The sequence below is a fragment of the Bordetella bronchialis genome, assembly GCF_001676705.1.
Taxonomy (GTDB): Bacteria; Pseudomonadota; Gammaproteobacteria; order Burkholderiales; family Burkholderiaceae_B; genus Bordetella_C; species Bordetella_C bronchialis.
In genome coordinates this window covers 3,356,074-3,381,612 of record NZ_CP016170.1, presented here as the reverse complement: position 1 = coordinate 3,381,612, position 25,539 = coordinate 3,356,074, and the positions used below count along the sequence as shown (strand labels likewise).

Genomic DNA, 25,539 nt, shown 5'->3' with positions numbered 1-25,539 from the left:
CGCAATGACTCCCACCTCGCCCGTATCCCGCACCGGCGGCCAGATCCTGATCGATGCGCTGCGCATCCATGGCGTCGACACGGCGTTCTGCGTGCCGGGCGAAAGTTTCCTGGCGGCCATCGACGCCTTCCACGACGCGCGCGATGCCATCCGGCTGGTGGTGTGCCGCCAGGAGGGTGGGGCGGCCCATATGGCGGAGGCGCACGGCAAGCTGACCGGCAAGCCCGGCATCTGCTTCGTCACGCGCGGCCCGGGCGCCACCAACGCGAGCATCGGCGTGCACACCGCGCGGCAGGACTCGACGCCGCTGATCCTGTTCATCGGCCAGGTCGCGCGCGACTGCATGGGCCGCGAGGCGTGGCAGGAGATCGACTACCGTCATATGTACGGCCACATCGCCAAGTGGGTGGACCAGATCGACAGCGCGGCGCGCATCCCGGAATACATCAATCGTGCATTCCATGTGGCGACTTCCGGTCGGCCCGGTCCGGTGGTGCTGGCCTTGCCTGAGGACATGCTGGCGGAAAGCGCGACCGTCGCCGACAGCCTGCCATTCCGTCGGGCGCAGGCCTGCCCGTCCGCCGAGGCGATGGGAGAGATGCGCGAGCGGCTGGCCCGAGCCCGGCGGCCCCTGGCCATCCTGGGCGGAGGCGGATGGACACGCCAGGCCAGCGAGGACCTGGCCACCTTCGCCACGGCCTACGACCTGCCGGTGGCCTGCGCCTTCCGGCGCCAGGACCTGCTGGACAACCGCCACGCGAACTACGTGGGAGAAGCGGGACTCGGCATGGATCCGCGTTTGGCGCAGCGCATCAAGGATGCCGATCTTATCCTGGCGATCGGCGCCCGGCTGGGGGAGACCACCACCAACGGCTATACCCTGCTGGACGTGCCCCGGCCCGCGCAAACGCTGGTCCATATTCATGCCGATGCGGAAGAACTGGGCCATGTCTACCATGCCGACGTCATCATGAACGCCGCGATGCCGGCATTCGCGGCTGCCGCGGCGGCGCTGCCGGCGCCCGCTTCGCCGGCGCCGTGGCGCGATTGGACGCGGCAGGCGCGCGAAGACTACCTGGACAATCTGCGGCCGGGACCGATGCCGGGGCCCGTCGATATGGGGCAGGTCATGGTCTTCCTGCGCGAGCAATTGCCGCCCGACACTATCGTGACCAACGGCGCCGGCAATTACACGCTATGGGTGCAGCGCTTCTACCAGTATCGCGGGTTACGGACGCAGCTGGCTCCGACGAGCGGAACGATGGGCTATGGCATGCCGGCGGCGGTGGCGGCCAAGCTGGCCCATCCTGACCGCACCGTGGTGTGCTTCGCGGGCGACGGGTGCTTCCTGATGAACGGGCAGGAGCTGGCGACCGCCGTGCAGTATGGGCTGAACATCCTGGTCATCGTGGTGAACAACGGGATGTACGGCAGCATCCGGATGCACCAGGAACGGCACTATCCGGGCAGGGTGTGCGCCACCGAACTGCAGAATCCGGATTTCGCGGCGATGGCGCGGGCCTATGGGGCACATGGAGAAGTCGTCGAGCGGACCGAGGACTTTCCTGCCGCCTTCGAACGTGCGCGGGGCGCGGGCAAGCCGGCTCTGCTGGAGCTGCGGGTCAGCCAGGATGCATTGTCGCCACGGCTGACGATTTCGGGATTGCGGGGGAAATAAGGCGGCGGTCGTGCTGATGCAGTGGCAGTGCGTTTCGGATTGCGGCCGGGCGGGGGGCGATGCTGATCCATTGGGGGCGTTGGGCAGGCAACGTTGCGTACTTATGGCGTCGGTTCGGGCTCTGTCGGCTGGCTAGGGTTTTTCGTGCTCGTGGTGTCCGTTTCTGGTCGTTGGCAGGCGATGGTTTTCGTGCTGGTGGCGTGTGTTCTGGTCGTTGGCAGGCGATGATTTTCGTGCTGGTGGCGTGTGTTTCTGGTCGTTGGCAGGCGACGGTTTTCGTGCTGGTGGCGTCCGGCGGAGGTGATGCCTGTCCGCGCCGGCCCGGTCAGTCGGTCCGGCCCGCCGGGGCCGGACACCGCGTCGCTCACCTCGTCCGCCGGGCGTTCGCCGGTAGTGGTTCTGGCCGATGGCGTCCGCGCCACGGCTCCCTTCGGTATCCGCTCGCTCTCCTTCCGACGGGCCGTCACGGACAGGCATCACCTCCGCCGGACTCCGCGGTGCCTTAATCGCGGATGCCGGGGCGGGTTGGGTTCTTGGCGCTACGTAGGATGGGGCGTTCGCCGATGGAAGGTCTTGCCTTGCCCGTCGTTTTTTGGCCGCCCTGCGCGGCCCAAAAACGTCTACGCAGGAGGAGCATGCGGTGGTTGCTGGTAAGGCCTCGGTTGCTGGTCAGGCCACGGTTGCTCGTAAGGCCACGGTTTCTGGTAATGCGGTGGCCGGGGAATCGGAGTGGAACCTAGGCCCGCGCGGGGGAGGGGTAACAAGTCGGTGTGGCGGGCCGCCAGCCGGCCCGCCACACCGTAGGCACCGTGCCTTGCCACGGATGCTGGCATGGGAAGGGCGTCGGAAATTTCGTTTGTTCCCTGGCCGCGTCGGTCATCGGACTGATGGTCTCTGGTGAAACCTGGATGCCGGACTGCTCAACCACGAAGCCCTGGATTGCGGCACCGTCATCTTGCGAGCCTCCAGCGCGATGGTCTTGCCATCGAAGCCAGTGACGCGAGGCTTGCGATTCGGAATCATGAGGAGCGCAAAACACAGGATTACTGACAGGCTCACAGGCTCACAGGCTCACAGGTCCACAGGCTCCGGCACCTCACCACAGACTCACGATCTCACAGACTCACACAGCCTCAGGCCTCAGGCTTCAGGTCTCAGGTTTCAGGCCTCAGGTCTCAGGTCTCAGGTTTCAGGTTTCGGGTCTCGGGTCTCAGGTCTCAGGTTTCGGGTCTCAGGTCTCAGGTTTCAGGTTTCAGGTTTCAGGTTTCAGGTTCCAGGTCTCAGATCCCAGGTCCCAGGTCTCAGGCCTCAGGTCTCAGGTCCCAGGTCTACGCTATCAAACTCTGGCGGACGCGCGTGATATCGACACAGCACATTGAAGCGGCGTAGGCGCGATACCGTTGCCGTATTGCTGATACACCCACGTCGGCACGACCGATTCGTCGATATGACGGAGTACGGCTCGTACCTAGCTCTCGGCCGCACCTATCCGGCATCCGTGGCAAGGCACGGTGCCTACGGTGTGGCGGGCCGGCTGGCGGCCCGCCACACCGACTTGTTACCCCTCCCCGCGCGGGCCTAGGTTCCACTCCGATTCCCCGGCCACCGCATTACCAGAAACCGTGGCCTTACCAGCAACCAAGGCCTTACCAGCAACCACCGCATGCTCCGCCTGTGTAGGCGTTTTTGGGCCGCGCAGGGCGGCCCGAAAACGACGGGCAAGGCAAGACCTTCCATCGGCGAACGCCCCATCCTACGTAGCGCCAAGAACCCAACCCGCCCCGGCATCCGTGATTAAGGCACCGCGGAGTCCGGCGGAGGTGATGCCTGTCCGTGACGGCCCGTCGGAAGGAGAGCGAGCGGATACCGAAGGGAGCCGTGGCGCGGATGCCGTCGGCCAGAACCACTACCGGCGAACGCCCGGCGGACGAGGTGAGCGAGGCGGTGTCCGGCCCCGGCGGGCCGGACCGACTGACCGGGCCGGCGCGGACAGGCATCACCTCCGACGGACGCCACCAGCACGAAAACCCTCGCCTGCCAACGACCAGAAACACACGCCACCAGCACGAAAACCATCGCCTGCCAACAACCAGAACGGACACCACGAGCCCAGAACCCACCGCTGGCTGACGCACTCGCCATCCATCCCCTGCACCCGCCGCCTCATTCAGGCAACGGCAGCGCCGTCTGATACTTCACCTGCTTCAGCGCGAACCCGGACCGGATGTTCTTGACGCCCGGTATCCGCGATAAATGGCTGACGATGAACCGCTCCAGCCCCCGCATATCCGGCACCACGACCCGCAGCAGATAATCCGCGTCCCCCGTCATCAGGTAGCACTCCATCACCTCCGGATAACCCGCCATCGCCTGCTGGAACCGCTCCAGCTCGGATTCGATTTGCTTCTCCAGGCTCACCTGGATGAACACATTCAGGCTAAGACCAAGCGTCAACGGATCCGCCAGGGCGACGTAGCCGCGGATCACGCCGGCCGCCTCCAGCGCCTTGACGCGCGCCAGGCACGGGGAGGGCGACAGGTGCACCCGCCGGGCCAGTTCCACATTCGTGATGCTGGCGTCGGTCTGGAGCACCTCCAGAATGCGCCGATCGGTGGCATCCAAAGCAGGTGACGGCATAGTGTGCCTCAGCTAGAAGAAGGTACAGCATTTTATGCTGTATCCACGCCCCGTACACGGATATTTCGAAGCCCTATGCCGGAGCCTCCGGTCTACGATGGCATGGGTAATTTAGTCCTACAACGAGCGACCTGGAGGCTGGCATGTTCGACACCGATACCGCGCCGAGCGCGAAATCCGCCGATTCGGACGGCACGGCCCGCTCAGCCGCTGCATCGGCGTCCGTTCCGGCCGGCGCCGCCACTCCCGCCCATGCCGGCATCAGCGCCGACAACAGCCCCGGTGCCGCTATTCCGCCGGACATCGACCCCGTCGAAACCGCCGAATGGCGCGACGCGCTTGCCTCCCTGGTCGGGGCAGAGGGCCCGGACCGCGCCGCCTTCGTGCTCGACGAACTCTTGCGGCATGCCGCCCGGCTGGGGGTGCGCGGCCACGGTCCCACCGCGTCCGCCTACCTGAACACCATTCCCGCCGAGCAGGAGCCGCCTTTTCCCGGCGACCTTCGCATCGAGGAACGCATCGCCTCCGTCAACCGGTGGAACGCGCTTGCCATGGTCGTGCGCGCCAATCAGGCGCATGGCGAACTGGGTGGGCACATCGCCAGCTATGCCTCCGCCGCCGACCTGTTCGAGGTCGGCTTCAACCATTTCTGGCGCGCGCCCACCGCCACCCATGGCGGCGACCTGGTCTACATGCAGCCCCATTCCGCCCCGGGCGTCTACGCGCGGGCCTTCCTGGAAGGCTTCCTGGGAGAGGCCGACCTGGCGCACTTCCGGCGCGAGATCACCGCGGCCGAACACGGCCTGCGCGGCTTGTCCTCGTATCCGCATCCGTGGCTGATGCCGGACTTCTGGCAGTTTCCCACCGGCTCCATGGGCATCGGGCCCATCAACGCCATCTACCAGGCGCGCTTCATGCGCTACCTGGAACATCGCGGCCTGGCCGCGCCCTCCGATCGCAAGGTATGGGGGATTTTCGGCGACGGCGAAATGGACGAACCCGAGTCCGTCGCCGCGCTGACCCTGGCCGCGCGCGAGCGGCTGGACAATCTGGTGTTCGTCGTCAATTGCAACCTGCAGCGCCTGGACGGGCCCGTGCGCGGCAACGGCCGCATCATCGACGAACTGGAAACCCTGTACGCCGGCGCGGGCTGGAACGTCATCAAACTGCTTTGGGGCAGCGACTGGGACCCCTTGCTGCGGCGCGATGCCGACGGCGCGCTCGCCCGTGCGTTTGCCCATACCGTGGATGGGCAGTTCCAGACCTTCGCCGCCAAGGACGGGGCATATAACCGCCGCCGCTTCTTCGGCCGGGACCCGGCGCTGGCGGCGCTGGTGGCCGACTGGTCGGACGAGGCCATAGACCGGCTGCGGCGCGGCGGACATGACATCGTCAAGATCCACGCCGCCTATCATCGCGCCGTCCGCCATGCCGGGCAGCCTACCGTCATCCTGGCGCAGACCAAAAAGGGCTATGGCATGGGCGAGGCCGGCCAGGGCAAGATGACCACGCACCAGCAGAAGAAGCTTGACGTACAGGCGCTGCTCGCGTTCCGCGACCGCTTCGCGCTGCCCATCGGCGATGCCGAGTGCGCCGCGCTGGCCTTCTACCGTCCGGATCCGGACAGCGCGGAAATGCGCTACCTGCGCGAGCGCCGCGCCGCCCTGGGCGGCTGTGTGCCGCGCCGGCGCGCCACGGCGCCTGTCCTCGATACGCCGCCCGCATCCGCCTGGGCCGCCTTCGCGCTCGCGCCGGGCGGCAAGGAAATGTCCAGCACCATGGCCATCGTGCGGATGCTGACCGGCTTGCTCAAGGACGCCGGCATCGGGCCGCGCATCGTCCCCATCGTGGCGGACGAAGCGCGCACCTTCGGCATGGCCAACCTGTTTCGCCAGGTGGGGATTTATTCCTCGCAGGGCCAGCTGTACGAGCCAGAGGACATCGGTTCGGTCCTGCACTATCGGGAAGCGCGCGACGGGCAGATCCTGGAAGAGGGCATCACCGAAGCCGGCGCCTTGTCGTCGTGGATCGCGGCGGGCACCAGCTACTCCGTGAACGGCCTGCCCATGCTGCCCTTCTACATCTACTACTCGATGTTCGGTTTCCAGCGGGTGGGCGACCTGATCTGGGCGGCCGCCGACCAGCGCACGCGCGGCTTCCTGGTGGGCGCCACGTCCGGCCGTACCACCCTGGGCGGGGAAGGGCTGCAGCACCAGGACGGCAGCAGCCACCTGGTGGCCGCCACCATACCCAACTGCCGGGCCTACGATCCCGCCTATGCCTACGAAGTGGCGGTCATCGTGGAGGCCGGCCTGCGGCGCATGCTGCACGAACAGCGCGACGAGTTCTACTACCTGACCGTCACCAACGAGAACCTGCCGCAGCCCGACATGCCGGCCGATGCCGATGCGCGCGCCGGCATCCTGCGCGGCATGTACCGGCTGCGCGCCGCGCACGGCAAGGCGGCGCTGCGCCTGGTCGCCGCCGGCCCCATCGTGCCGGAAGCCCTGGCGGCGGCCGAGCGCCTGCGGGCCGAGCATGGCATCGCCGCGGAGGTCTGGAGCGTGACCAGCTTCTCCGAACTGGCGCGCGATGCCCGCACGGTGGAGCGGTCGCGCCTGCTGGGCCAGGATCCGGCGCCTTCATGGATCGAGCAGCAGTGGGGCGCCGAGCCGCTGCCGGTGGTCGCGGCCAGCGACTACGTGCGGGCCGTGCCCGAACAGATACGGCCCTGGGCGGGCGGCCCCTACCGCACGCTGGGCACGGACGGCTTCGGCCGCAGCGACACGCGCGCGCGCCTGCGCGACTTCTTCGAGGTGGGCGCGGATTGGCAGGTCTTGACCGCGCTGGACATGCTGGGACACGAGCAGGCCGCGCGCGCATTGCGCGAACGGCTGGTCAGCCAGTACCGCGCGATCCCGCCCTGGGAGCACTAAGGCCTTGCCCAAGGCCATAACCCTGCGATAGCCAGGGGCGCGCGGGTTATTTCACTCGGTTTCAATGGCCGAGGCGGTGACGGCTTCCGCGCTATCCTTGCCCTGGCGCGACCATGCGTGTTGCAGGCGCTCGGTCAGGAACTCGACGAATATGCGGGTCTTGACCGGCAGCAGACGGGTTTCGGTCACCGCGTAGACAGGGAAGGGCCCGACCTCCCAATCCGGCAGCACGCGCTGCAGCCGGCCGGCCGCCACTTCCTGCGACGCGCTGACGTCGCTCAGCACCGCGATACCGGCGCCCAGCGTGGCCAGCCGCCGTATCATGCTGGCGCTGTTCAGCGAAAAGCGCTTCCCTGGATGAAATTCGATACGTTCGCCGTTCTTGTGCAGCGGCCAGGGCGTCACGCGGGCCCCCAGCGTCGCGCGGAACTCCATGCATTCGTGTGCCGTCAAATCGTGCGGGTGTCGCGGCACGCCGTATGCCGCCAGGTACGCCGGCGCGGCATACAGGTAGGCGGATATGGAGCCGAGCTGGCGCGCGATACGGGTGGCGGACCGCAGTTCGCCGATTTCGATCGCCACGTCGCAGGACTGGAACACCTTGCCCGCGTGCTCCGGCGCCGCCATGTCCAGGTGGAAGGTCACGGCCGGATGGCGGCGCGAAAACGCCATCAGCGATTCGGCCAGGAAATCGGTGCCGAAATCCACCGGCATGTTGACGCGCAGCGGCCCGGCGGGCGTGCTGGCCAGCCCCTGGATTTCCTCGTCGGCGATCTGCGCTTCCGCGACGATATGCTGGCAGCGCTCGAAGTAGTGCGAGCCGGCGTCGGTCAGCTCGACCTTGCGGGTGGTGCGGCTAAGCAGTTGCACGCCCAGGGACCGCTCCAGTTCGGCCACCTGGCGCGACACCGTGGATTTGGGGATGCCGAGCACGAGCGCCGCGCGGCTGAAGCTCTTGGCCCGCGCGACCTCGACGAACAGCTCCATAGTTTGGAGGCGCTTTGTCATGCCGTAATTGTCTCACCAATGGAACTATGTTTTTCGCCGCCCCGGTCTTTGTTACGCCGATGGAATAGTGCAAAATCTGGGCTTTTGCAATGCAGCAACGCGCGTCGGACGCCAGGCGCGGCGCGTCGCTGATCGCGACCTCGGTCGGCACGGCCGGCCCGTCCCTCTGTTTGGAATCAGGAAATGCACCCTATGAATAAGAAGACCGCCGGGCGCGCGGCCGCGGCGGCTGTCGTCGGCCTGCTCGTGCTTACGCTGGCCGCTTGCGGCAAGAAGGACAATGCGGCGCCGGCCGCGTCCAAGCCCACCGTCGGCGTGGTGACCCTGAACACCCAGCCGGTATCGCTGACCACCGAACTGCCGGGCCGGACCTCGCCTTACCGCGTGGCGGAGGTCCGGCCGCAGGTCAATGGCATCGTGCTCAAGCGCCTTTTCACGGAAGGCGGCACCGTCAAGGCCGGCCAGCAGCTGTACCAGATCGATCCGTCGCTGTACCAGGCCACGCTGGATAGCCAGCGCGCCGCGCTGGCGCGGGCCGAAGCCCAGGTCAAGAGCGCGTCCTTGCTGGCCGAGCGCTACAAGCCGCTGACCGAAACGCGCGCCATCAGCCGCCAGACCTATGACGACGCCGTCGCCGCGCGGGACCAGGCCAAGGCCGACGTCCTGGCCGCCAAGGCCGCGGTCGATACGGCCCGCATCAACCTGGTCTATACCAAGGTGCTGTCGCCCATCGACGGCATCATCGGCCGCTCCACCGTGACCGAAGGCGCCCTGGTGACCGCCAACCAGACGGCCGCGCTGGCGTCCATCCAGCAGATCGATCCCATCTACGTCGACGTGGTCCAGTCCAGCGTGCAGCTGCTGCGCCTGCAGGACCAGCTGGCCAAGGGCGAAATCAAGCGGGCGGCCGGCGAGCAGGCCGCGCAGGTCACGCTTACGCTGGAAGACGGCACGCAGTACAACCACGAGGGCAAGCTGCAGTTTTCCGAGGTGACCGTGGACCAGAGCACCGGTTCGGTCACCTTGCGGGCGGTGTTCCCCAATCCCGAGCACCGCTTGCTGCCGGGCATGTTCGTGCGCGCCAAGCTGGTCGACGGTGTCGCCACCGAAGGCCTGCTGGTGCCCCAGCGCGGCGTGGTGCGCAACCAGCGCGGCACGCCGACCGCCTACGTGGTCGACGCGCAGGGCAAGATCCAGGTGCGCGACCTGGTCACGGACCGGGCCATCGGCTCGAACTGGCTGGTCACCAGCGGCCTGAAGGCCGGCGACAAAGTCGTCGTAGAGGGCCTGCAGACGATACGGCCGGGCATGGAAGTGACGGCCAACGAGGCCGCGCCGCAACCGGCCTCCACCGCGTCGGCGCCGGCCGCTACGGTCCAGTAACGCCGGCAAGGAGTATCAAGCATGGCCAAGTTTTTTATCGAAAGGCCGGTGTTCGCCTGGGTGATCGCCATCGTCATGATGCTGGCGGGCGCCTTGTCCATCCTGCGCCTGCCGGTGTCCCAGTATCCCGCCATCGCGCCGCCGTCGATCAGCATCCAGGTCAACTACCCGGGCGCTTCGGCGCAGACCGTGCAGGACACGGTCGTGCAGGTGATCGAGCAGCAGATGAACGGCCTGGACGGCCTGGAATACCTGAATTCCGAAAGCGCGGCCGACGGCAGCGTGACCATCACGCTGACCTTCACGCAAGGGACGAATCCCGATACCGCCCAGGTCCAGGTGCAGAACAAGCTGTCGCTCGCGCAGCCGCTGCTGCCGCAGGAAGTGCAGCAGCAGGGCATACGGGTGACCAAGGCCACCAAGAACTTCCTGCTGGTGGCGGCGTTCATCTCCACCGACGGCAGCATGTCGCGCGCCGACCTGGCCGACTATGTCGCTTCCTATGTGCAGGACCCCATCAGCCGCACCAACGGCGTGGGCGACTTCCAGCTCTTCGGCTCGCAATACGCGATGCGCATCTGGCTGGACCCGGCCAAGCTGCTTAACTACAACCTGACCACGATCGATGTGGTCAACGCCATCGAGCAGCAGAACGTGCAGGTGTCCACCGGGCAACTGGGCGGCCTGCCGGCCGTGCGCGGCCAGGACCTGACCGCCACCATCATCGGCCCGAGCCGCCTGCAGACGCCGGAGCAGTTCGCCAATATCCTGCTCAAGGTCAACCCGGATGGTTCGCAGGTAAGGCTGCGCGACGTGGGCAGCGTGGGGCTGGGGGCGCAGGTGTACACCATCGACAGCCTCTACAACGGCAAGCCGGCGGCCGGCCTGGCCATCAAGCTGGCCAGCGGCGCCAACGCGCTGGACACCGCCGACGCCGTGCGGCATACCATCGACGGCCTGAAGCCCTTCTTCCCGCCGGGCATGGACGTGGTGTATCCGTATGACACCACGCCCTTCGTCAAGCTCTCCATCGAGGACGTCTTCAAGACCCTGGGCGAAGCCATCGTGCTGGTGTTCCTGGTCATGTACCTGTTCCTGCAGAACCTGCGCGCCACGCTGATTCCCACCCTGGCGGTGCCCGTGGTGCTGCTGGGCACCTTCGGGGTGCTGGCAGCCTTCGGCTATTCCATCAATACGCTGACCATGTTCGGCATGGTGCTGGCCATCGGCCTGCTGGTGGACGATGCCATCGTGGTGGTGGAAAACGTCGAACGCGTCATGGCCGAAGAGGGCCTGACGCCACGCCAGGCCACGCGCAAATCGATGGAGCAGATCACCGGCGCGCTGGTGGGCATCGCCATGGTGCTGGCTGCCGTGTTCATTCCCATGGCTTTCTTCGGCGGCTCCACCGGGGTGATCTACCGGCAGTTCTCGATCACCATCGTCTCGTCGATGGCGCTGTCCGTGCTGGTGGCGCTGGTCTTCACGCCGGCGCTGTGCGCCACGCTGCTCAAGCCCGTCTCCAAGGACCATCACGAAGCCAAGACCGGTTTCTTCGGCTGGTTCAACCGCGTCTTCAACCGCGGCAGCCACGGCTATGCCAACGTGGTCTCGCGGCTACTGAACCGCACGCCGCGGCTGATGCTGATCTATGCGTTGATCGTGGCGGGCATGGTGGTGCTGTTCACGCGCATCCCCACGTCCTTCCTGCCGGACGAGGACCAGGGCATTCTGTTCGTGCAGGTGGCCACGCCTTCGGGCGCCACCGCCGAGCGCACGCAGGTGGTGCTGGACGCCGCCACCAAGTATTTCCTGGAAGACGAAAAGGACACGGTGGCCTCGGTCTTCGCGATCAACGGCTTCAATTTCGGCGGCCGCGGCCAGAACGCCGGCCTGATGTTCGTCAAGCTCAAGGACTGGGGCGACCGTCCCAAGGCGTCGCAGAAGGTGGCCGCGCTGGCGCAGCGGGCGTCGGGGCATTTCGCCAAGACCATACGCGATGCCCAGGTGATCGCTTTCGCGCCGCCCGCGGTGCTGGAGCTGGGCAACGCCACCGGCTTCGACTTCCAGCTGATGGACCGCGCCGGCCTGGGCCACCAGGCGCTGCTGGACGCCCGCAACAAACTGCTGGGCGAGGCCGCCAAAAGCCCCATCCTGGCGGCCGTGCGGCCCAACACGGTGGAAGACGCGCCGCAGTATCGCCTGAACATCGACCGCGAAAAGGCCCGCGTGCTCGGGGTGTCCATCCAGGACTTGAACAGCGTGCTGACCACGGCCTGGGGCTCCACCTACGTCAACGACTTCATCGACCGCGGCCGCGTGAAGAAGGTCTACGTGCAGGGCATGCCCAGTTCGCGCATGCTGCCGGACGACCTGAACAAGTGGTACGTGCGCAATGCCCAGGGCGACATGGTGCCGTTCTCGGCCTTCGCATCGGCGGAGTGGAGCTACGGCCCGCAAAAGCTGAACCGCTACAACGGCGTGCCCGCCTACGAAATCCTGGGCCAGCCGGCGCCCGGCTACAGTACCGGCCAGGCCATGGCCGAAATGGAGCGCATCGCGGCCACCATGCCGACCGGCATCGGCTACGAATGGACGGGGCTGTCGTACGAGGAACGCCTGTCGGGTTCGCAGGCGCCGGCGCTGTACGCGATATCGTTGATCGTCGTGTTCCTGTGCCTGGCGGCGCTGTACGAAAGCTGGTCCATTCCCACGGCGGTGATGATGGTGGTCCCGCTGGGGATCATCGGCGCCCTGGCTGCCACGCTGTTGCGGGGCCTGTCCAATGACGTGTATTTCCAGGTGGGGCTGCTGACCACGGTCGGCCTGGCGGCGAAGAACGCCATCCTGATCGTGGAGTTCGCCAAGGAGCACTACGAATCCGGGGCCAGCCTGACGGAAGCCGCCATCCATGCCGCGCGCCAGCGCTTGCGGCCCATCCTGATGACGTCCATGGCCTTCATCCTGGGCGTGGTGCCGCTGGCCATCGCCAATGGCGCGGGCTCGGGCAGCCAGAACGCCATCGGTACGGGCGTGATCGGCGGCATGCTGACGGCGACCTTCCTCGCTATCTTCTTCGTGCCCACGTTCTTCGTGGCGATGCTGCGCCTGTTCAAGGTCAAGCGCCACAGCGAACGCGGCGACCCGCACGATCCCAACGATCCGAAACACGGCTCGGCGCAGTCCGCCCCGGCGGGGGGACATGCCGAATGACGACTTCCACAATGAGAACAATGCTGCGTTTTCCGCTGTCGGCCGCGTTTGTCGCGGTGCTGGCCGGGTGCACGCTGATGCCCGACTATGAACGTCCGGCGGCCCCCATCGATGCCGCCTATCCCAGCGGCCCGGCCTATCGGTCCGCCAACCAGGCCGCCGTTCCCCCGGGCGGCGTGCCGGCCGCCGACGTGGGCTGGCGCGATTTCTTCACGGATCCGGTGCTGCAGCGCGTGATCATGCTGTCGCTGCAGAACAACCGCGATCTGCGCGTGGCGGCGCTGAACGTGGAGGCGGCGCGGGCGCAGTATCGTATCCAGCGCTCCGAGCTGTTCCCCTCGGTGGCGGCCGGCGCGCAGGAATCGGCGCAACGCACGCCGGCGGACCTGTCGCCCAGCGGGCGGGCTTCCACCAGCCGCAGCTACCAGGTCGGCGCCAGCGTGGCGTCCTGGGAACTGGACTTCTTCGGCCGCATCCGCAGCCTGAACGAACAGGCCCTGCAGCTTTACCTGGCGCAGGACGAAACCCGCGTCGCCACCCAGCTTTCGCTGGTGTCGGAGGTGGCCACCGCCTACCTGACCCTGCGCAGCGACCAGGAACTGCTGCAGCTGACGCGCGATACCCTGAAAAGCCAGCGCGATTCCTACGAGCTGACCAAGCAGAGCTACGACAACGACATCGCGACCGCCCTGGACCTGAGCCAGGCCGAGGTCTCGGTACGGACGGCCGAGCGCAATCTGTCGCAGTTCGAGCGCCAGGTCGCGCAGGACATGAACGCGCTGGTGCTGCTGCTGGGCGACCCCTTGCCGCAGGACGTGCGCGCCATGCTGGAATCGCCGTCGGCCCTGAACGATTCCATGATGCCCACGACCTTGCCGGCCGGCCTGCCGTCCGAGCTGCTGGAGCGCCGCCCCGACATCCGCGCGGCCGAACACCAGTTGGAAGCGGCCAACGCGAATATCGGCGCGGCGCGCGCGGCGTTCTTTCCCATCATCTCGCTCACGGCCTCGGCGGGTACGGCCAGCGCCAGCCTGGGACGACTGTTCGACGGCGGACAGGGCGCCTGGAGTTTCGCGCCCCAAATCAGCATTCCGATCTTCACGGGCGGTTCGCTGCAGGCCAACCTGGATCTTGCCAAGGTGCAGAAGCGGATCGAGATCGCCAACTACGAGCGTTCTATCCAGTCGGCCTTTCGCGACGTTGCCGATGCCTTGGCCGGCCGCGGCACGCTGGACGACCAGATCCGTTCCCAGCAGTTGCTGGTCCAGGCCAACCAGCGGGCCTACGATCTATCGGAGCAACGCTTCCGCCAGGGCGTGGACAGCTATCTGAACGTGCTGGACTCGCAACGCGCCCTGTACGAATCGCAGCAGATCCTCGTGCAGACGCGGCTGGCGCGCCTGGTCAACCTGGTGGACCTGTACAAGGCGCTGGGCGGCGGCTGGACGGAGCACACCGTACAGGCGCAGCCCGCCGGGCAGCCGCAACCGGTCTCGGCCCCGGCGTCGATGTCCGGCGCCGCGGCGGCGCCGCGGCAAACCGCCGCGCAATAGGGCAGTGCGGGTCCGGCGCGCCGGGAGCGTACCGGCGCGCGGCGGATATCGGGGGACGTGGCCCCGCGGGGCCTTCTTGCCGCCGGCGTCCGGCAGGCGACGATCGGGATGTGGTACTTCAGGCTGCCGTGGAAAAACACGGGATCCGGGGCACGGGCATCCTCGTTCAGTCGGCCACGGCGTCCAGGGTGTAGCGGGCCCGTTCGTCCTGCGCCAGCCTTGCGGTCAGCCAGGGCAGGGCTTCCTTCAATTGCGCGGCCAGCGTCCATGGCGGATTGACCAGGAACATCCCGCTGCCGTGCAGGCCGTAGCCGTCGGCCGCGGGCTTCTTCACGGAAAGCGACACGTGCAGCCAGCGCTTGCCGGCCTTTTCGAGCTGGCGCGCCAGTTCCAGGGATTCGCGCCGCTGTACCTGCGGATACCAGACGGCGTAGATGCCGGTGGCGAAGCGCTTCAGGCCTTCTTTCAGCGCCTGCGCCACCCGCCGGTAGTCCTGCTTGTCTTCGTAGGAAGGATCGATCAGCACCAGCCCGCGGCGCGGTGGCGGCGGCAGTAAGGCCTTCATGCCCTCGAAGCCGTCGGTGTCGAAAATGGTGGTCTGGCGCAGGGCCAGGCCGCCGTGTTTTTCCAGGTTGCCCACCAGCACCTCGGCTTCCGTCGGATGCGCCTCGAAGAGCCGCAGGCGATCGTGTTCGCGCAACGCGTCCAGCGCCAGCCATGGCGAACCGGGATAGTGGCGCAGCCGGCCGTCGCGGTTGTAGTCGCGTATCCGTTCGACATAGCGGGCCACCAGGGCGGGCACGGCGGTTCCCGCAGCATCCCCGTCATCCCACAGGCGCCCGATGCCATCGGCGAATTCCGCATTCTTGCCGGCCCAGTCGCTATCCAGGCGGTACAGGCCGGCGCCGGCATGCGTGTCGATGACCCAATACGGGGTGTCTTTCTGCCCCAGGTAATCCAGCACGTGGATCAGGATGGCGTGCTTGAGCACGTCGGCGTGATTGCCGGCGTGGAAGGCGTGTCGATAGCTGAACAAGCGGGCTCTCCAGGCGGGCGGGCGCTCAAGCGTCCGGCCGGATGGCGGCCAGCTCGTCGGTGAAAATGCCGTCCACGCCCCAGTCCAGCAACTGGCGCGCGCGCGCCGGGTCGTTCACCGTCCAGGCCGACAGCCGGTAGCCGGCGCCATGCACCGCCTTGACCAGCTCCGGTGTGACGTCCTTCTGATTGACGTTGAAGCCGATGCAATCGTGCTGCACCAGGCGGTCGCGCCAGTCGCTGGGAATCTTGTCCACCAGCAGGGCGCGCGGCAGCTTGGGCGCCGCCACGTGCGCGGCGGCCAGGGCCTCTTCCGAGAAGGACGACAGCAGCGGCGGCACCGCGGCGCCTTGCCAGAGTTCGCGCGCCGCCAGGGCCACGGCGGTGCCGGTTTCGGTTTCCCGGCCGGGGCAGGGCTTGATCTCGACATTGCTGGCGATGCCGTTCGCCAGCGTGAATCGCGCGACTTCCTCCAGGGTAGGGATGCGCGCGCCGGCGAACGCCGGGGAATGCCAGGCGCCGGCATCCAGTGCCGTCAACTCGGCGAAGGTCATGCCACGCGCGGGGCCCTTGCCATTGGTGGTGCGGTCGACGTCGTCGTCGTGCAGCAGGACCAGGACGTTGTCCTTGCTGAGCTTGACGTCGTACTCGAACATCCGGTAGCCGTGCTCCGCGCCGGCGCGCATGCCGGCCATGGTGTTTTCGGGGGCCAGCCTGCCGCCGCCGCGATGGGCGATCAAGCGGGGGTAGGGCCAGGCGGGAAGAGGGGTATCCATGAATGCGATCCTGTGCGGTCTGGGTGCGCGATACGCCAAGGATACCGCAGCGTCTCGGCCCTTCCGGGAAGTGTTAAACTCCAGCGCGCTGATCCGGTCTAACCACTAAGAAAGCGAGGCGAATCCGGTTCGCTTTTTTTTTGGCGCCGGCCATGCGGTTTCTCGCGTGTCCGCCGCTACAGGGACTCCATGTTCGATTTCATCCGCAACCATCAGCGATGGATGCAGTTCATCCTGCTGATCCTCATCGTTCCGACGTTCGCGTTCTTCGGCGTGCAAAGCTACAGCAGCTTCATGTCGGAAGAGCCCAAAATGGCCACCGTGAACGGCAAGCCGATCACGCAGCGTGAATACGACCAGGCCCGGCGGGACCAGCTGGACCAGTATCGCCAGATGATGGGCGCGCAGTTCGACCCCGCCCTGTTCGATACGCCGGCCATGCGCCAGCGCCTGCTGGACCAGATGATAGACCAGCGCCTGCTGGCCGCCGCGGCCGCCGACAACCGTTTCTCGGTATCGGACGAGACGCTGCGCAATACCATTGCCTCCAACCCCGCGGTGCAGGACAACGGCAAGTTCTCGCCGGAACGCTATCGCGCGGTGCTGGCCGCCCAGGGGCTGTCGCCCGCGGCGTTCGAGGCCGGCCTGCGCCGCGACCTGGCGGTGGCCCGCGTGCTGAACCCGATTTCGGAGTCCGCTCGCCTGCCCGCCACCGTGGCCGGCGCCATCGAGCACGCGCTGACCGAAACGCGCCATGTGCTGACGCGGCGTTTTGCCGCGGCCGACTACAAGAAACAGGTGCAGGTCGCCGACGCGGACATCCAGCAGTGGTACGACGCCAATAAGCAGCAGTACCAGGTGCCGGACCAGGTGCAGGCGCAATACCTGGTGCTGGACGAGGCCGCCGCCAGCGCCGGCATCCAGGTCAGCGACGCCGACGTCGCCAGCTATTACGAACAGAACAAAAGCCGCTTCGGCCAGCCCGAGCGCCGCCGCGCCAGCCACATCATGATCAAGCTGGCGGCCGATGCCACGGACGCGCAGCGCAAGGCGGCGCGCGCCAAGGCCGAGGACGTCGCGCGCCAGGCGCAGGCCAATCCCGCTGCCTTCGCCGACCTCGCCAAGAAATATTCCGAGGACGCCGGCTCCAGCAACCGCGGCGGCGACCTGGGCTGGATCGGGCCCGGCATGCTCACCCCCGCCTTGCAGAAGGCGGTGGACGGACTGAACAAAGGCCAGGTCTCCGGCGTGGTGGAAAGTCCCTACGGCCTGCACATCGTGCAGCTGACCGACCTGCAGCCGGCCCAGACCAAGCCGCTGGCCGAAGTCCGCGACCAGATCGTCGCGGAAATCCGCAAGCAGATCGCCTCCTCGCGCTTCTCGGACATGGCCACCAAGCTGACCTCGCTGGTCTACGACCAGCGCGACAGCCTGCAGCCTGCCGCCGACGCCCTGGGCCTGAAAATACGCCAGGCCGGCGGCATCACGCGCACGGGCCTGCTGCCGCAGGAGCAGGCGGGCGCCGGCGCGGCCGCCGCCAGTCCCGATTCCGCGCTGCTGGACAATCCGCGCGTGCGCCAGGCGCTGTTCAGCCCGGAAGTCCTGCGCGACAAGCAGAATTCCGGCGTGATCGAGCTGGCGCCCGACACCATGGTGGTCGTGCGCGTGGCGGCCAATACGCCGGCCCACGTGCCCCCGCTGGATCAACTGAAGGACAAAATCCGCGAACGGCTGGTCGAAACGCGCGCCGCCGACGCGGCCGCCAAGGCCGGCGAACAGGCCCTGGAGGCCCTGCGCAAGAATCCCGCGGCGCCGGCCGAAGGCTTCGGCGGCGCGGTGGACGTATCGCGCCAGAATCCGCAGAACATGTCGCGTCCCGTGCTGGATGCCGTGATGCGCGCCCCCGCGGCGCCCCTGCCTTCCTACGCCGGCGCCCGCGACGGCAACGACTACGTGCTCGCGCGTATCGACAAGGTGGAGCCGGGCAAGGCCGATCCCGAAGCGCTGGCCAGCCTGACCCAGCAGTTGTCCGGCGCCTGGGGCCAGGCCGAGGACGAAGCCGTGCTGAAGACGCTGCGCCAGCAGTACAAGGTGGAAATCGCCCCCGAGGCCACGCGCGTCCTGCAAGGCGGCGACACGGAACAGCAGACGGGCTAAGGCCACGGCGCGCCGTGGCCGACGGGCCAGGGTCGCCGCGCCCCATCGCCGCATCCCATCATCGCAATCGCTGGCCGGATCGACGATCCGGCCAGTTCATTTTGGAAGCGGGCCAGGCGGCCGATCGATTCCTCATGCCGGTAACCCGCGCCGCGCCGGACGTCCGCGTCCGGCCTGGCCGCCGGTACGGCCCGCCGGCGATCAGTTCAGCATCGGCTTCAGGCCCGCCCACACGTTGTCCAGCAGCCGCGGCTGGCCTTGTTCATTGGGATGGATCCCATCGGGCTGGAACAGCGCGCGGTCGGTGGCGATGCCCTCCATCAGGAAGGGCACCAGGCCGGTGTTCTCGGCCTTGGCCACCTTGCCGAACAGGTCGCGGAATTGATCGGTATAGGCGCGGCCGTAGTTCGGCGGAATCTGCATGCCGACCAGCAGCACGGCGGCGCCGGCCTGCCTGGCCTGCCGTGCCATCGCGGTCAGGTTCTGCTGGGTCATCGCCAGCGGCAGGCCGCGCAGGGCATCGTTGGAGCCCAATTCCAGGATCACGATGGCGGGGCGGTGCTGCCGCAGCAGGGCGGGCAGGCGCGTCAGCCCGCCGCTGCTAGTATCTCCGCTGATGCTGGCATTGATCACGGTCCAGCCCGGATACTCCTGGGCCAGGCGCCGGCCCAGCAGCGGCACCCAGCCGGTCCCGCGGACGATGCCATATTCCGCGGATAGACTGTCGCCCACCACAAGTATCGTTTTGCCGCTGGTGGAACCCGCCGCGGCGGAGGCGGTCTGAGCGTAGGCGGCGGTGGCGGCCAGCAGGGTCAGTACAGTCGCGAACAATAAACGGATGAGCGGGCGCATGGATACGGGAAACGCGATAGAGGTGCGGGGGTTGGGCAAACGGGTTGCCGACGCGGGTGGCACACTGGCCATTCTGGATGGTATCGATTTTACGGTGCCGGCCGGCACGGCCCTGGCCATCACGGGCAGCTCCGGCTCCGGCAAATCGACCTTGCTGGGACTGCTGGCGGGCCTGGATGTTCCCAGCGCCGGCTCGGTGACGCTGGCGGGGCGCGACCTGTTCGCCCTGGACGAGGACGGCCGCGCGCGGCTGCGGGCCAATCACGTGGGCTTCGTGTTCCAGTCCTTCCAACTGCTGCCCAACCTGACCGCGCTGGAAAACGTCATGCTGCCCCTGGAGCTGGCGGGACTGCCGGCCCGCGACGCGGCGCGGGGCATGCTGGAACGCGTGGGCCTGGGCGACCGGCTGCACCATTACCCGCGGACCTTGTCCGGCGGCGAGCAGCAACGGGTATCGCTGGCGCGCGCCTTCGTGGTCAAGCCGGACCTGCTGTTCGCCGACGAGCCCACGGGCAGTCTGGACGCCGCCACCGGCGAGCGCGTCATCGACCTGATCTTCGAACTGCACCGCGAGCACGGCGCCACGCTGGTGCTGGTCACCCATGATCCCGGGCTGGCCGCCCGCTGCGAACGCCAACTGGTCCTGGCTGCCGGCAAGGTCATATCGGCGGCCTAAGGCCCGGCCCCGGGGCCGATCCCGGCTCGGGCGCGGGGCTGTCGGGCGCCGGGCTACCGGGCGCCGGGCTTCCGGGCGTCCGACTGCCGGGCGTCCGACTGCCGGGCACGGGGCCACCGTGGCCGGCGACGTCAGGCCGACGGCCGGATATTCTGGTTGTGGCGGAACAGGTTGTGCGGATCGTAACGGCTCTTGATCGCCACCAGCCGCGTGTAGTTCGCCCCGTAGGCCGCATTGATGCGCGTGGACTCTTCCTCCGTCATGAAGTTGACGTAAACGCTGCCCAGCGAGAATGGCGCCGCCGCGTCGAAGAAATCCCGCGCCCACCCGATGCAGGCCGCGTCGTCCGAGGCATCCTCCCAGCGTGAATGCACGTTGACGATGTAGCGGGCATTGCGATTGGGGTAGGCCATCGCGTCCGGCGCCACGCGTCCGGCCTGGCCGCCCAGTTGTCCCAGGAAGATCTCGCATTGGGGCGAGGGCAGCCGCGACGCCGCGTCCAGCAGCGCATCGAACAGATCGTCCGACAGTTCGCCGAAATCGTGGGATTTCCAGTAGTTCCGCGAGCCGGGCGCCAGCAGGGGGTCGAAGGCCTTCTGCCAGGCGGTGTAGGGCATGACGCCCAGGTGTTCGCCATGCGGTGTGCCGAACTGGCGTATGGGCTCCACCACCAGCGGACCGTTTTCCACCGGGCCGCTGTAGCACACGGCGAACACCGCCACGCCGCGGCCGTGCACCGCCGGCGGCAGGAAGGGCAGCGGCGGCGCCTGGCGCAGGACGGCCCAGACGGTCAGCTCCTCCGGCATGGCCTTGGCGGCCTCGCGATAGGCCTGCAGGGCCTCGCGCGCCTGCTCGATCGGCAGTACGACGAGCCCGCCGTAGATCTGCGGCCCGACCGCGTGCAACTGGAATTCGAACAGCGTGACCGCGCCGAAGTTGCCGCCGCCACCGCGGATCGCCCAGAACAGGTCTTCATGCGTGCCCGGGCTGGCGTGGACCAATTCGCCGTCCGCCATGGCGACGTCGGCGGATCGCAGATTGTCGATGGTCATGCCGAAGCGGCGGCTCAGCCAGCCGAAGCCGCCGCCCAGCGTCAGGCCCGCGATACCGGTGGTGGAATTGATGCCCACCGGCGTGGCCAGCCCGAAGGCCTGCGCTTCGTGGTCGAAATCTGCCAGCGTGGCGCCGGGTTCTACCCAGGCGCGCTGCGTCGCCGGATCGATATGGACGGACCGCATCAGCGACAGGTCCATCATGATGCCGTCGTCGCAGACGGCGCTGCCCGCGATATTGTGGCCCGCGCCGCGGATCGTCAGTGGAACGCCGTGCTCGCGCGCGAACAGGATGGCGCAGCGGATGTCGGCGACGCCCGCGCAGCGCACGATGGCCGCCGGGCGCCGGTCGATCATGGCGTTCCATACCTTGCGCACTTCGTTGTAGTCGGGATCGGCGGGCAGCACGACGCGCCCCCGCGTATTGGCCTTCAGGTCGTCTATGGCGGTGCTGGACAACGTGAACATGGAACCCCCTAGGCGGGGGCATGGATGGCCCTCGCCGGCGACAGGTGCCGGTGGCAGGCGCGTGGGCGAACGGCAAGCCTGGCGCCGGTGAAAGACGCGGCCACGCCGGCAGGGCCGCGCCGTAAAGGCCCGGTTGTCCGGGCGCGCGTATCAGGCGCGGGGCGGCGCTTCGGCCGGCGGCGTGCCGTCGTGGAACAGCGTGCGGATCTGCTGGCGCAGCTCCGGCGTATCGGTGTGGTGGTGTACGGTGCAGGCGTGCTGCACGGCCGCCTCCAGCAGTTCTTCGTCGTTGTCCGCCGATAGGGCGACGGTGCAATTCATTTCGCTGGGGAACTCGCGGCAATCGATGTATTTGCGCGTCATGGTCTGCTCCTCCGTGCGGGCGCCGTGCTTGGCGGCGTGTCGCGGGCGCCGGGCCAGGGTGCGGCGCGGCCCGCGAGCGATTTCTAGAGCAGAGTATAGGCGGGTGCCCGGACGCCGGATGCGCTCGCGCGGGCGTTTACCGCAAAGGGAGCAAACCGGCGAGGTCGGCGGCGCGACGGCCGGCGATCAGCGGGGCTTTGTGAAATGGATTGGCGCTTTCGGATCGTCCTGCAGGTTGGTGACCTCCTGCGGATCTCCGCGCTGGCCTCCCGGGACCCCCTGCACGTAGTATGCTTCCTCGCCACCTGTGGTACAGACGATATACGCCCGTACCGAACCCTGCCCGTCGGTGACGAGGTCGGCCACCTTGGTGCAGCCCGGATCGCTATACACCTGCAAGGGCAGGGGATTGTGCCACCAGTTCTTCGTGAGATTCTGATCGTCCTTGGTGTAGAACCGGAGCGTCACGATCTCGTTGGCCACCGGTTCGTCCAGACCCACAGTGACCGCATGGAACTCGACCACGACGGGATGCTTGCCGTCGGCGGGTTGATAATCCGTGATGACTTCGGGATTCACGGCTACCGGGATAGATTCTGGCATGATGGCGCTCCTTCGTCGCATGCGACACATTGGGCGGCCATTATCCGAGCGGTGGTGACGGGTGCGGCATAACTTCCTGAAAGCGATTGCATCGGCCGTTGGCCCGGTCAGGTTTCCCCGCCTGCCTTGCGCCGCGCCCGGCGCCATTCCACGACGCCTATCGTGATGCCGCTGCCGCAGATGATGGCGATTCCCAGCCACGTCAGGGCATCCGGGAAGTGGCCCCAGATGAGCCAGCCCGTGGTGGTGGAACTGACGATCTGCAGGTACGTGAAGGGCGCCAGCGTCGACGCCGCCGCCTTCCGGTACGCGGCGATCTGCAGCAGATGGCCCAGGCAGCCGGTCACGCCGGTGGAAACCAGTACGCACCAGTGCAGGGGATCCAGTTCGCGCAAGACCGGCAGGGCCGCGGGCAGGACATAGGGCAGGCTGAGCGACAGCACCACCGTGCCGACGCCGCCGCTCCAGATGACCGAAGTGAGCGGATCGTCCGCCGCCACGCGCCGGCTGGCGATGTATTGCACCGAGAAGCAGAAGGCCCCGGCCAGGCCGAACATCGTTCCCGTCGGATCGAGTCCGCCGCCGGGGCGGATGACGACCAGCACGCCCAGGAAGGCCACCCCGGCGGCGATCCAGCGCGACAGCCGCGGCGGCTCGCGCAGTACCCAGGGCGCCAGCAGCAACACGATCAGCGGCGCCAGGAAATTGATGGCCGTGGCCTCCGCCTGCGGCAGATAGCTCAAGGTGGTGAAGAACAGCAGCGTGGCGCCCAGCATGGCGCCGCCGCGCAGCATCTGTTCGCGCGGGCGCCGGCTGGCCAGGATGCCCCAGCCGCGGGCCGGCACGATCAGTCCCAGGGCCACCACGAAGTGGGCGGCATACCGCACCCAGGACAGCAGCAGCATCGGCACGCCCGCCGCCATTACCCATTTGCCGCTGGCGTCCAGGCTGGACAAGGCCCACATGGACAGCACCAGCAGTGCGACGCCCATCAGCGGCTGCGTGGACGCCGGCAGCGCCGCTCCGCTGGCCGGGACAGGGCCTGACCGCGCCCGTGACGACATAGGACTGATCTCCTTTTTTTGGCGCTCGCCATGATACGCTCACCGCGATCAATTTTCCTGATGGCCGGCGCCGCACCCCTCATGATCGACCTGCGCAACATCGAAACCTTCTTCTGGGTGGCCCGCCTGGGCGGCTTCCGCGCGGCGGCGGAAAAACTGAATGCCACGCAGCCCGCGATCTCGCAGCGTATCGCCTCGCTGGAGTCGGGCCTGGGCGTGCGGCTCTTCGAACGCGATTCGCGCGGCATCACGCTGACCGCCAAGGGCTACGAACTGCTTTCGCATGCCGAGCGCATGCTGCAAATGCGCACCGACATGCAGCGTGCCGCCGCGGCGCAGAACGTCATGAGCGGCACGCTGCGCCTGGGCGTGTCGGAGACCATCGTCCACACCTGGCTGCCCAGCCTCATGGAATACATGCATGAAGCCTATCCGGCATTGATGGTGGATATCCAGGTCGACACCAGCACGGCCTTGCGCACCCAGCTTGCCTCGCACCAGATCGACCTGGCTTTCCTGCTCGGTCCCATGGACGAGCCCCGGGTGGAGAACATCCACCTGTGCCGCTATCCGCTGGCCTGGATCGCCAGTCCGCAGTTGCGGCTGGGGCGCCCGCCGATCTCGCTGAAGCGGCTGGGCCGGTGGCCGGTCATCACCTATACGTCCAATACCGATCCGCATCGCGCCGTGCGCCGCATCCTGGTGGAAGGCGGCGTGCAGACCCCGCGGATGTACGGCAGTTCGGCCTTGAGCGTGATCGTGCGCATGACGCTGGACGGCATCGGTACCGCGGTCATCGCGCCGGTGATCCTGGGCCGGGAGCTCGCGCAAGGTCTGTTGCAGATACTGGATGTGCAGGCGCCGGAGCTGCCGCCGCTGAACTACACGGCCTGCTGGATGCAGGGCCCGGACAGCCATGTGGCGCGCACCGTGGCGCAGGCCGCGCAGTACATCGCCCGCGAGGACGCGGCGCGCCTCGCCGCCCATCCGGTGACGCTGGACCCGCCGCCGCTGGCCGTGCCGGGCCTAGGGATTACCCGGCGTGGCGCCGCCAAGGCCGAGAAATGAAGCAGGCCGCCGCGTCGCGCCCGCGGCCCTGTTTTCCCGGGCAAAACGGGCCCTGGCGCCTCCAGCGATAAGAATTTATGATCACGGTTCATCGGAACATGTGATTGGACAGTGCCGCGCGCGGTACGGTGCAATGCGGCGCAGATAAGAATTCACCACATCGCACGGGGAATCGAGATGTCCGCTCTTCCGCAGCAAACCGGCGCCGGCGCGCCGTCGGCTTCCTACCAGGCCCGCCTGGACGCGCGCTCCGGCGCCATGACGGGCCCCACGGCCAATGTGGCGCCCGGCCATGTCCAGGCCAATCTGGCCATCCTGCCCAAGGCGCTGGCCGATGAGTTCCTGCGCTTCTGCCTGCGCAATCCCAAGCCTTGCCCCATCCTGGCGGTCTCCGAGCCGGGCGATCCCGCTTTGCCGGAACTGGGCGTGGACATCGACATCCGCACCGACATTCCGCGCTATCGCGTATGGAAGGACGGCGTGCTCGTCGAAGAGCCGCTGGACGTCCGCCATGTCTGGCGCGACGACCTGGTGTCCTTCCTGATCGGCTGCTCCTTCTCTTTCGAGGAAGCCATGCTGGACAACGGCCTGCCGGTGCGCCACATCGAGCAGGGTCGCAACGTGCCGATGTACCGCACCAATGTGCCCACCGCCGCGGCGGGCCGCTTCTCCGGCCCGCTGGTGGTGTCGATGCGTCCGCTCAAGCCGGCCGACGCGATCCGCGCCATCCAGGTCACTTCGCGCTTTCCTTCCGTGCACGGCGCGCCGGTGCATTTCGGCGACCCCGCGGCCATCGGCATCGCCGATATCAACCGCCCCGATTACGGCGATGCCGTCGATATCCGCCCGGGCGAAGTGCCCGTCTTCTGGGCGTGCGGCGTCACGCCCCAGTCCGTGGTGGCCGCCGTCAAACCGGAATTCTGCATCACGCACGCGCCGGGCCATATGCTGGTCACCGACCTTATCAACAGCCGCGTCGCGGCCCTGTGATAGCCGCACGTCCCTGAAGTCGTTACC

Annotated in this window: 18 protein-coding genes; 9 read left to right on the top strand and 9 right to left on the bottom strand. The window is 67.6% G+C overall.

All coding sequences use genetic code 11. The annotated features are described in order from the left end of the window. Positions 1–4: 4 nt before the first annotated feature. Entirely contained in the window at positions 5–1,678 is a 1,674-nt protein-coding gene (locus tag BAU06_RS14935; RefSeq protein ID WP_066350664.1) for a thiamine pyrophosphate-binding protein, read from the top strand. Positions 1,679–3,841: 2,163 nt separating this feature from the next. Here the strand turns inward: BAU06_RS14935 and BAU06_RS14930 are convergent. Beyond that, positions 3,842–4,315, bottom strand: a complete 474-nt coding sequence (locus BAU06_RS14930; RefSeq protein WP_066350656.1) for an Lrp/AsnC family transcriptional regulator — start codon at positions 4,313–4,315, stop codon at positions 3,842–3,844. Positions 4,316–4,458: 143 nt separating this feature from the next. On the opposite strand from BAU06_RS14930, the gene mdeB reads away from it, so the two are divergent. Further along, the gene (mdeB, locus tag BAU06_RS14925) at positions 4,459–7,251 is read left to right on the top strand and encodes an alpha-ketoglutarate dehydrogenase (RefSeq protein ID WP_082993706.1); all 2,793 of its coding nucleotides are present in this window, start codon (positions 4,459–4,461) and stop codon (positions 7,249–7,251) included. A 51-nt stretch (positions 7,252–7,302) separates the two neighbouring features. Here the strand turns inward: mdeB and BAU06_RS14920 are convergent, their stop codons facing one another. Then, a complete protein-coding gene (locus tag BAU06_RS14920) occupies positions 7,303–8,238 on the bottom strand; it encodes a LysR family transcriptional regulator (protein ID WP_066350653.1) in 936 nt (311 codons plus the stop codon). Between the two features lie 213 nt (positions 8,239–8,451). Between BAU06_RS14920 and BAU06_RS14915 the strand changes: the two genes are divergently transcribed. Genes BAU06_RS14915 through BAU06_RS14905 form a run of 3 tightly spaced genes read left to right on the top strand, consistent with a single transcriptional unit; the run spans position 8,452 to position 14,408 of the window. Then, positions 8,452–9,642, top strand: coding sequence for an efflux RND transporter periplasmic adaptor subunit (locus BAU06_RS14915; RefSeq protein ID WP_066350644.1), 1,191 nt, complete (start codon positions 8,452–8,454; stop codon positions 9,640–9,642). 21 nt (positions 9,643–9,663) lie between these two features. Continuing rightward, complete coding sequence (locus BAU06_RS14910; RefSeq protein ID WP_066350641.1) at positions 9,664–12,855, top strand: efflux RND transporter permease subunit; 3,192 nt, start codon at positions 9,664–9,666, stop codon at positions 12,853–12,855. After that, a complete protein-coding gene (locus BAU06_RS14905; RefSeq protein WP_082993704.1) occupies positions 12,852–14,408 on the top strand; it encodes an efflux transporter outer membrane subunit in 1,557 nt (518 codons plus the stop codon). Before BAU06_RS14910 ends, BAU06_RS14905 begins: the two co-directional genes overlap by 4 nt. A 166-nt stretch (positions 14,409–14,574) precedes the next feature. Here BAU06_RS14905 and BAU06_RS14900 read toward each other — a convergent pair whose 3' ends face one another. Together BAU06_RS14900 and ugpQ are read right to left on the bottom strand one after the other, a co-directional pair. After that, positions 14,575–15,444, bottom strand: a complete 870-nt coding sequence (locus BAU06_RS14900) for a 23S rRNA (adenine(2030)-N(6))-methyltransferase RlmJ (protein ID WP_066350637.1) — start codon at positions 15,442–15,444, stop codon at positions 14,575–14,577. Between the two features lie 25 nt (positions 15,445–15,469). Further along, positions 15,470–16,219, bottom strand: coding sequence for a glycerophosphodiester phosphodiesterase (gene ugpQ, locus BAU06_RS14895; protein ID WP_066350630.1), 750 nt, complete (start codon positions 16,217–16,219; stop codon positions 15,470–15,472). Positions 16,220–16,408: 189 nt separating this feature from the next. Between ugpQ and BAU06_RS14890 the strand changes: the two genes are divergently transcribed. Further along, entirely contained in the window at positions 16,409–18,376 is a 1,968-nt protein-coding gene (locus BAU06_RS14890; protein WP_066350626.1) for a SurA N-terminal domain-containing protein, read from the top strand. Between the two features lie 201 nt (positions 18,377–18,577). Here BAU06_RS14890 and BAU06_RS14885 read toward each other — a convergent pair whose 3' ends face one another. Beyond that, a complete protein-coding gene (locus BAU06_RS14885) occupies positions 18,578–19,228 on the bottom strand; it encodes an arylesterase (protein ID WP_066350624.1) in 651 nt (216 codons plus the stop codon). On the opposite strand from BAU06_RS14885, the gene BAU06_RS14880 reads away from it, so the two are divergent. Next, positions 19,227–19,904, top strand: coding sequence for an ABC transporter ATP-binding protein (locus BAU06_RS14880; protein ID WP_066350623.1), 678 nt, complete (start codon positions 19,227–19,229; stop codon positions 19,902–19,904). The two genes, BAU06_RS14885 and BAU06_RS14880, sit on opposite strands and share 2 nt — an antisense overlap. A 131-nt stretch (positions 19,905–20,035) precedes the next feature. Here the strand turns inward: BAU06_RS14880 and BAU06_RS14875 are convergent, their stop codons facing one another. The 4 genes from BAU06_RS14875 to BAU06_RS14860 all read right to left on the bottom strand — a co-directional run bounded on the left by BAU06_RS14875 (position 20,036) and on the right by BAU06_RS14860 (position 23,454). Then, positions 20,036–21,424, bottom strand: a complete 1,389-nt coding sequence (locus tag BAU06_RS14875; RefSeq protein WP_066350622.1) for an FAD-binding oxidoreductase — start codon at positions 21,422–21,424, stop codon at positions 20,036–20,038. Positions 21,425–21,574: 150 nt separating this feature from the next. Beyond that, positions 21,575–21,787, bottom strand: coding sequence for a DUF1059 domain-containing protein (locus BAU06_RS14870; protein ID WP_066350621.1), 213 nt, complete (start codon positions 21,785–21,787; stop codon positions 21,575–21,577). A 186-nt stretch (positions 21,788–21,973) separates the two neighbouring features. Continuing rightward, positions 21,974–22,390, bottom strand: coding sequence for a hypothetical protein (locus tag BAU06_RS14865; protein WP_156770238.1), 417 nt, complete (start codon positions 22,388–22,390; stop codon positions 21,974–21,976). 107 nt (positions 22,391–22,497) lie between these two features. Then, the gene (locus tag BAU06_RS14860) at positions 22,498–23,454 is read right to left on the bottom strand and encodes a DMT family transporter (RefSeq protein WP_066350617.1); all 957 of its coding nucleotides are present in this window, start codon (positions 23,452–23,454) and stop codon (positions 22,498–22,500) included. Between the two features lie 81 nt (positions 23,455–23,535). Here BAU06_RS14860 and BAU06_RS14855 point away from each other — a divergent pair, with 81 nt between their 5' ends. Together BAU06_RS14855 and BAU06_RS14850 are read left to right on the top strand one after the other, a co-directional pair. After that, positions 23,536–24,522: a LysR family transcriptional regulator gene (locus BAU06_RS14855; RefSeq protein ID WP_082988247.1), complete on the top strand. Its 987-nt coding sequence runs from the start codon at positions 23,536–23,538 to the stop codon at positions 24,520–24,522. A 177-nt stretch (positions 24,523–24,699) separates the two neighbouring features. Continuing rightward, a complete protein-coding gene (locus tag BAU06_RS14850; RefSeq protein WP_066350615.1) occupies positions 24,700–25,512 on the top strand; it encodes a putative hydro-lyase in 813 nt (270 codons plus the stop codon). The last annotated feature ends 27 nt before the right edge of the window (positions 25,513–25,539 follow it).